Genomic DNA, 5,665 nt, shown 5'->3' with positions numbered 1-5,665 from the left:
TGGTGGGTCCCCGGCCCCCGGCGGGAGGGGCCCCTCCCGCCGGCGGCGGTGCGTCGTCCTCAGTCCTCGTCGAAGCCGCCGGCGTCGGAGCCGTCCGGGGTGCCGGAGATCGCGTACCCCTGGCGGCGCGCCTCGTAGCAGGCCACCGTGGCGGCGGCGGAGACGTTCAGCGAGCCGACCCGGCCCAGCTGCGGGACGAAGACCACCTGGTCGCAGAGGGCGAGCCCGTCGGCCGTCACCCCGCGGTCCTCGTGACCCAGCACGAAGGCGACCGCCGGGGTCAGCTCGGCGGCGAACATCGGCACCGCCTCGTCCGCCAGCTCCAGGCCGACCACCTTGAAGCCGTCGGCCTTCGCCGCCGCCACCGCCTCGGCGACGGTGGGGAAGTGTTCCACCTTCAGGTACTTGTCGGTGCCCATCGCGGCCTTCTGCGCCCCGGCGGTGCGCACCGAGGGGGTGTCGCCGACGAGGTAGAGCTTCTCCGCGCCCATCGCGGCGCCGGTCCGGACGACCGAGCCGACGTTGAACGGCGACTGGAGGTTCTCCAGGATCATCGCGAGCCGGAACTCGTTGCCACGCCGCCACGAGCGGTGCAGCCGCTTCAGTTCGGTCCCGCGGAGCTGCTTCACGACGTCGTCCCTCGTCCACTCTCGGGGCCCTCGCCCGCCGCCGGGCGGGGCCGCGCTTCCAGAATCCGGAACCCGTTGACCGAGGTCACCCGGGTGGTCGGCCAGCCCTGCTCGTTCAGCCACTTCTGCAGCGAGTCCGAGCCGAGGTGCTTCTGCACCACCAGGAAGGCGGAGCCGTCCGGGGTCAGCCGCCCGAGCCACTGCTCCAGCAGCCGGCGCAGCGCCGCCTTGCCGATCCGGATCGGCGGGTTGGAGTAGATCGCCGCGAACCGCAGTTCGGCGGGGACCTCCTCGGGCAGCGCGGCCTGTACGTTGCCCAGCCCCAGTGCGTCGGCGTTGTGCCGGACCAGGTCCAGGGCGCGGCTGTTGACGTCCACCGCCCAGACCGGGAGCCGCTTGCGGCGGCTCGCCCAGGTCAGCGCGATCGGGCCGTAGCCGCAGCCGACGTCCAGGATCGGCCCGCGCACCCGGGGCGGGGGCGCGTTCTCCAGCAGGATCCGGGTCCCCGGGTCCAGCCGGGCGCGGGAGAAGACGCCCGCGTCGGTGGTGAGTTCCAGGGTGAGGTCCGGCAGGGTGACCGTGATCGGGCGGCGCTCGCTGGCGACCTCGGGTGCACCGGTGAAGTAGTGCGAGCCGGACATGGTTTCCCCGTCGTTCGTAAGGGCCTCGGGGCCACCGGGAGGTGTGGGTAAGCCCTGCTGGTACGGCTCCGATCGTACCCCGGTGGCCGGGAGCCCCGTTCGGCCCGCGGCCGCGCCGGTGCACCGGCGGGCCGGTCCCGCCGCCGGGCCGGGCCGCCGGGTCAGGCCGTCCCGGGGGTCTTGCGGGTGGCGACGTTGATCCGGTTCCAGGTGTTGATGGTGCAGCAGAGCGAGATCAGCCCGGCCAGCTCCTGCTCCGGGAAGAGTTCGGCGGCCCGCCCGTAGACCTCGTCGCAGACGCCCCCGTCGATGCGGGTGATCTGCTCGGCGAGGGCCAGGGCGGCGCGTTCGCGCGGGCTGTAGACGCCCTCGGGGGCCTCGCGCCAGGCCGTCAGCAGGTAGATCCGCTCGTCGTTCTCGCCGGCCTTGCGGGCGTCCTTGACGTGCATGTCCAGGCAGTAGGCGCAGCCGTTGAGCTGGGAGGAGCGGATCTGCACCAGTTCGACGAGGGCGGGGTCGAGGCCCTCGCGGGCGGCGGCGTCCAGGGCGATCATCGCGCGGAGGACCCTGGGGGCGGTGCGGGCGTGGTCGAGGCGGGCGGGCGGCTGCGGAGTGCGGGTGTGCGTCGTCATGCCGACGACCCTACGGAGCCGGTGCACCACGGAACGGGTGCATTCGCAGCCCGGTTCCGCGGGTCAATCCGGGGCCGGGACGCGGCCGGCCGGGCGGGGCGGCGCATCGCGCCGGGGCGGCGGCGGACGGATACTTCCAGTACCACCGGGCAGTACCCCATCGGGCCGGAAGAAGCCTTCGAGGAACGAGGACGGACACCATGCCGCAGAACCACGAGGACTACCTGGACGAGGTCGCCGGGGCCGTGGAGCCCGACGAGGGGACGGGGGAGACGGTCACGGAGGACGAGTACGACGAGCTGGCCGAGCGGCGCGCGCTCGGCGCCGACCCGGCCACCGACGTCGCGGACGCCGCCGAGCAGAGCCGGATCGTCCAGCTCGACGAGGACGAGTACCGGGAGTAGCGGACCGGCCGGGGAGCCGGGGGCGGGGCGGTGCCCGCCGGCTACAGCGCCCCGCGGCGCTGGAGCCAGGTGAGCGCCGCCCAGCCCGGGAGCACCGGCAGGACGAGGGTGAGCAGCCGGTAGAGCGCGACGGCGGCCAGCGCCCCGCCGTTCCCCATCGAGTTCGTCAGCTCCAGTCCGGTGGTGAGCGCGGTGTCCACGAAGCCGGCACCGCCCGGGGTCGGCGCGGCGTTCCCGGCCGCGTTGCCGACGAGGAAGACCACCCCGACGGTGGCGAAGGACGGCTCCCGGCCGACCGCGCGGGCGCAGCAGTACAGGCAGGCGATCAGTGTGAGCGACACCATGAGCTGCCCGGTGAAGCCGACCGCCAGCCGTCCCGGGTTGCGCAGCAGCTCCAGCAGTCTGGGCAGCACCTCGGCGGTCAGCGGGCGCAGCCGGGCGGCCAGCCGGCGCCGGGCCGGCGGCAGGGCGGAGACCGCGGTCAGCAGCGCGGCCGCGACGGCGAGGCCGCCCACCACGACCCGCAGGGTCTCCAGTTCGGAGCCGCCGGTCTTCACGCCGGTCAGGTAGACGAAGGCGCCGAGCTGGAGCAGGTGCAGCACCAGCCCGAGCAGCTGTCCGGCACCGACGCTGGACAGCGCCTGGGTGGTCGGGATGCCGGCCCGCTGGAGGAACCGGGTGTTCAGGGCGACGCCGCCGACGCCGCCGGGGGAGACCAGCTTCACGAAGGAGCCGGCGACCTGGGCGAGCACGGCGTTGCGGAAGTCCAGCCGCTCGGGGACGAAGCCGACGAAGCCCATCGCCCCCATGACGTGGCTGGCGCCCGCGGCGAGCAGGGCCAGGACCAGCCAGAACGGGTCGGCGCCGGCGACTGCGGTGACCGGGTTCTGCTCGGTGGCGAAGAACTGCGGCAGCAGCAGCCAGCCGGCCACCACGCCGCCGCCGACGGCGAGCAGGGTGCGCGGACGCAGCCGCTCCAGCCGGACCGGCCGGACGGGGGCCTGCGGGCGGCTGCGGAGGACCTCGGCGCGGATCTCGTCGAGCAGGTCGGGCGCGGCCGCGGCCGGGTCGGCGGCGGGTGCCCCGGGGGCGGACCGGGGGCCGGGGACGCGGGCGGGGGTGCGTCCGGCGGCGGCCCGCTTGAGGTCGAGCCGGGTGCTGCGGGCCAGCGCGATCGGCTGGAGCAGCGGCAGGGCGGCGGCGACCGCGTCCGGGCCGAGCACCGCGACCGCGGCCCGCACCGACCGTTCGGCCCCGGTGCGCAGGGCGAGCGTGGCGAGCAGCTGGGCGATGTCGCTGTGCAGCACGAGTTCGCCCGCCGCGATGTCGCCGTCCGCCAGGTCCACCAGGTGCACCGTCCCCGCGCCGTCGACCAGCAGGGCGGACGGCACCAGGGCGCGGTGCGCGATCGCCCGCCGCTGGAGCAGCGCCAGCTGTCCCCAGGCGTCGGCGAGCAGCGCGTCGGTCAGCTCCTCGTCGGCCAGCCGGTCCAGGGTGCGGCCGGGCAGCCGCTCGTAGGCGACCAGCGCGGTGTCGGGGCCGAGTTCGGCGGTGGCGGCGATCCGGCGGGTGCGGACCCCGGCGGCGACGGCGGCGTAGGAGACCAGGGCCTCGTGCTCCAGGCCGGTGCGCAGCGAGCGCAGGGTGCGCGGGTGCGGGGCGGTGCGCAGCCGCAGGCGCCGCCAGGCCCGCTGCACCAGGGCGGCGGTGACCGCCTGCCGGTCGAGCAGCCGGACGTCGAGCTCGGGGCGGCCGTCCCGCTGGCGGACCAGGTAGCGGTCCGGGCCGGCCGGGGCGGCCGAGAGCGGGCGCAGACCGGCCTCGCGCAGGCTGTGCAGCAGCTGGGCGGGCCGGGGGCGGGGGTCGGGGGCGCCGACGGCCCACCGGGTGCCGTGCGCGGCGGTCCAGCCGATCAGCACCCCCAGCAGCAGGGAGGTCGGGGTGGCCGCTCCGGAGGCGAGTCCGGCGAGCGACGAGAGGGTGAGGACGGTCCACGTCGCCCGGCGTTCGCGGGCCGCGGAGGCGATCAGGAGGGCGAGGACGGGGGCGAGGTGGCCGTGGACGGGCTCGGTGCGGGCGAGCGGGTCGCCGGGCAGCGGCTGGGTGAGTGCGGAGACCAGGGAGAACGGCGCGGACCCGTCGATCCACAGGTCGAGGGCGAGCGAGCCGCCGTACGCCAGGACGGCGGCCAGCACGCCGTCGGCGACCTGCTGGAGGACGTGTCTGCGGTCGGGACCGGCGCCGAGCAGGCGGCGGGCGGCCGAGACGCCGGGCAGGAGCAGCAGGGCGGCGGTGGTGAGGCCGGTGGCGACCCCGCCCAGCGGGTGCGGCACCAGGGCGGCGGCGCCGGCGACGTCCTCGGCGAGCCCGTTCGTGGTGGCGCGGGCGTAGTCGGCGGACAGCAGGGCCAGGGCGATCACGGCGAGGCCCGCGAGCAGCCGGATCAGGGCGGCCGGCTGCCGGACCCGGCCGGTGCGGGTGATGCCGGGCGGCCGTGGCGGGCCGCCGTCCTCCGGGCCGCCCCCGCTGCCGCCCGCCCTGCCGACTTTCGCGCTCCCCGTCACATCCGCCACGGGTGGCATGCTCCCACGAGCACCCCGGGCGCGTGTCCCGGGGAGCGGGGCGGCCCCGGCGTCACTACTGTGCGTCCCATGAGCGCCTGCGAAGACCTCGCCGCCGCACCCCGGGACATCGCGCCCCGGCCGCCCGCGGACGGCTGCGCCGACTGCCTGGCCCAGGGGCGCCGGGACTGGGTGCACCTGCGGCTCTGCCTGGACTGCGGTCACATCGGCTGCTGCGACTTCTCGCCGCAGCGGCACGCGACCGCGCACTTCCACAACAGCTCGCACCCGGTGATCCGGTCCTACGAGCCCGGGGAGGACTGGCGGTGGTGCTACGTCCACGAGCTCATCGGGTGAACGGGTTGACGTCCCGGCCGTCGTGGGTTGAGGTGTAACTTCCGACCAATCGGGACATAACGCCCGTGCGGCCTCCGGCCGGGGTTCCGTCCGGCCGGCGGCCGGCGAAGGGAGGCCGACGATGACCAGACGAACAGCGGCAAGCCCCCACAAGCTCCGCCGGGGCACCCAGGAGTTGCTGGAACGCCGTGGCATGGCGACCATGCCGAACGCGCTCCCGCCGTGGCCGGCCGGTGCCGTCCCGCGGGCCGCCGGGGCCGCCGGAGCCGCCCCGGCGGTCGCCCCGGCGTTCCGGCACGGCGGCCGGGACGCCGCGGCGTCCGTCCCGCACTCCGCGCCGGCCCAGCACGCCGAGCTCAAGGGGCACCGGCACCGCGGCGCGGAGAAGCACAGCGCGCACTGACCGGGCGGCGCGGGTGGCGCGCACCGTCCGGTCCGCTC

The 5,665-nt window shown here is 76.3% G+C and carries 7 protein-coding genes; 3 read left to right on the top strand and 4 right to left on the bottom strand.

All coding sequences use genetic code 11. The features are described 5' to 3' along the window. Positions 1-59: 59 nt before the first annotated feature. From ACFCX4_RS03480 to ACFCX4_RS03470, 3 genes are all read right to left on the bottom strand, one after another. A complete protein-coding gene (locus tag ACFCX4_RS03480; RefSeq protein ID WP_376138536.1) occupies positions 60-629 on the bottom strand; it encodes a TrmH family RNA methyltransferase in 570 nt (189 codons plus the stop codon). After that, complete coding sequence (locus ACFCX4_RS03475) at positions 626-1,270, bottom strand: class I SAM-dependent methyltransferase (protein WP_376138534.1); 645 nt, start codon at positions 1,268-1,270, stop codon at positions 626-628. The genes ACFCX4_RS03480 and ACFCX4_RS03475 overlap by 4 nt, the downstream gene beginning before the upstream one ends. A 161-nt stretch (positions 1,271-1,431) precedes the next feature. Further along, positions 1,432-1,902, bottom strand: coding sequence for a carboxymuconolactone decarboxylase family protein (locus ACFCX4_RS03470; protein ID WP_376138532.1), 471 nt, complete (start codon positions 1,900-1,902; stop codon positions 1,432-1,434). Positions 1,903-2,102: 200 nt separating this feature from the next. On the opposite strand from ACFCX4_RS03470, the gene ACFCX4_RS03465 reads away from it, so the two are divergent. Further along, the gene (locus ACFCX4_RS03465; protein ID WP_376138531.1) at positions 2,103-2,306 is read left to right on the top strand and encodes a hypothetical protein; all 204 of its coding nucleotides are present in this window, start codon (positions 2,103-2,105) and stop codon (positions 2,304-2,306) included. A 41-nt stretch (positions 2,307-2,347) separates the two neighbouring features. Here the strand turns inward: ACFCX4_RS03465 and ACFCX4_RS03460 are convergent, their stop codons facing one another. Continuing rightward, positions 2,348-4,879, bottom strand: coding sequence for a lysylphosphatidylglycerol synthase domain-containing protein (locus tag ACFCX4_RS03460; protein ID WP_376138529.1), 2,532 nt, complete (start codon positions 4,877-4,879; stop codon positions 2,348-2,350). A gap of 78 nt (positions 4,880-4,957) precedes the next feature. Between ACFCX4_RS03460 and ACFCX4_RS03455 the strand changes: the two genes are divergently transcribed. Beyond that, positions 4,958-5,224, top strand: coding sequence for a UBP-type zinc finger domain-containing protein (locus ACFCX4_RS03455; RefSeq protein ID WP_376138528.1), 267 nt, complete (start codon positions 4,958-4,960; stop codon positions 5,222-5,224). 121 nt (positions 5,225-5,345) lie between these two features. Continuing rightward, the gene (locus tag ACFCX4_RS03450) at positions 5,346-5,627 is read left to right on the top strand and encodes a hypothetical protein (protein WP_376138526.1); all 282 of its coding nucleotides are present in this window, start codon (positions 5,346-5,348) and stop codon (positions 5,625-5,627) included. Positions 5,628-5,665: the final 38 nt, after the last annotated feature.

It is taken from the genome of Kitasatospora sp. NPDC056327 (genome assembly GCF_042261735.1).
Classification (GTDB): Bacteria; Actinomycetota; Actinomycetes; order Streptomycetales; family Streptomycetaceae; genus Kitasatospora.
The sequence above is the reverse complement of the archived record's forward strand: the minus strand, read 5'-3'. Positions and strand labels throughout refer to the sequence as shown.

Excerpts from the sequence above, each read along its gene's own strand:
- ACFCX4_RS03475 (WP_376138534.1), bottom strand. The coding sequence starts at position 1,270 with ATGTCCGGCTCGCACTACTTCACCGGTGCACCCGAGGTCGCCAGCGAG.
- ACFCX4_RS03470 (WP_376138532.1), bottom strand. The coding sequence starts at position 1,902 with ATGACGACGCACACCCGCACTCCGCAGCCGCCCGCCCGCCTCGACCAC.
- ACFCX4_RS03465 (WP_376138531.1), top strand. The coding sequence starts at position 2,103 with ATGCCGCAGAACCACGAGGACTACCTGGACGAGGTCGCCGGGGCCGTG.
- ACFCX4_RS03455 (WP_376138528.1), top strand. The coding sequence starts at position 4,958 with ATGAGCGCCTGCGAAGACCTCGCCGCCGCACCCCGGGACATCGCGCCC.
- ACFCX4_RS03450 (WP_376138526.1), top strand. The coding sequence starts at position 5,346 with ATGACCAGACGAACAGCGGCAAGCCCCCACAAGCTCCGCCGGGGCACC.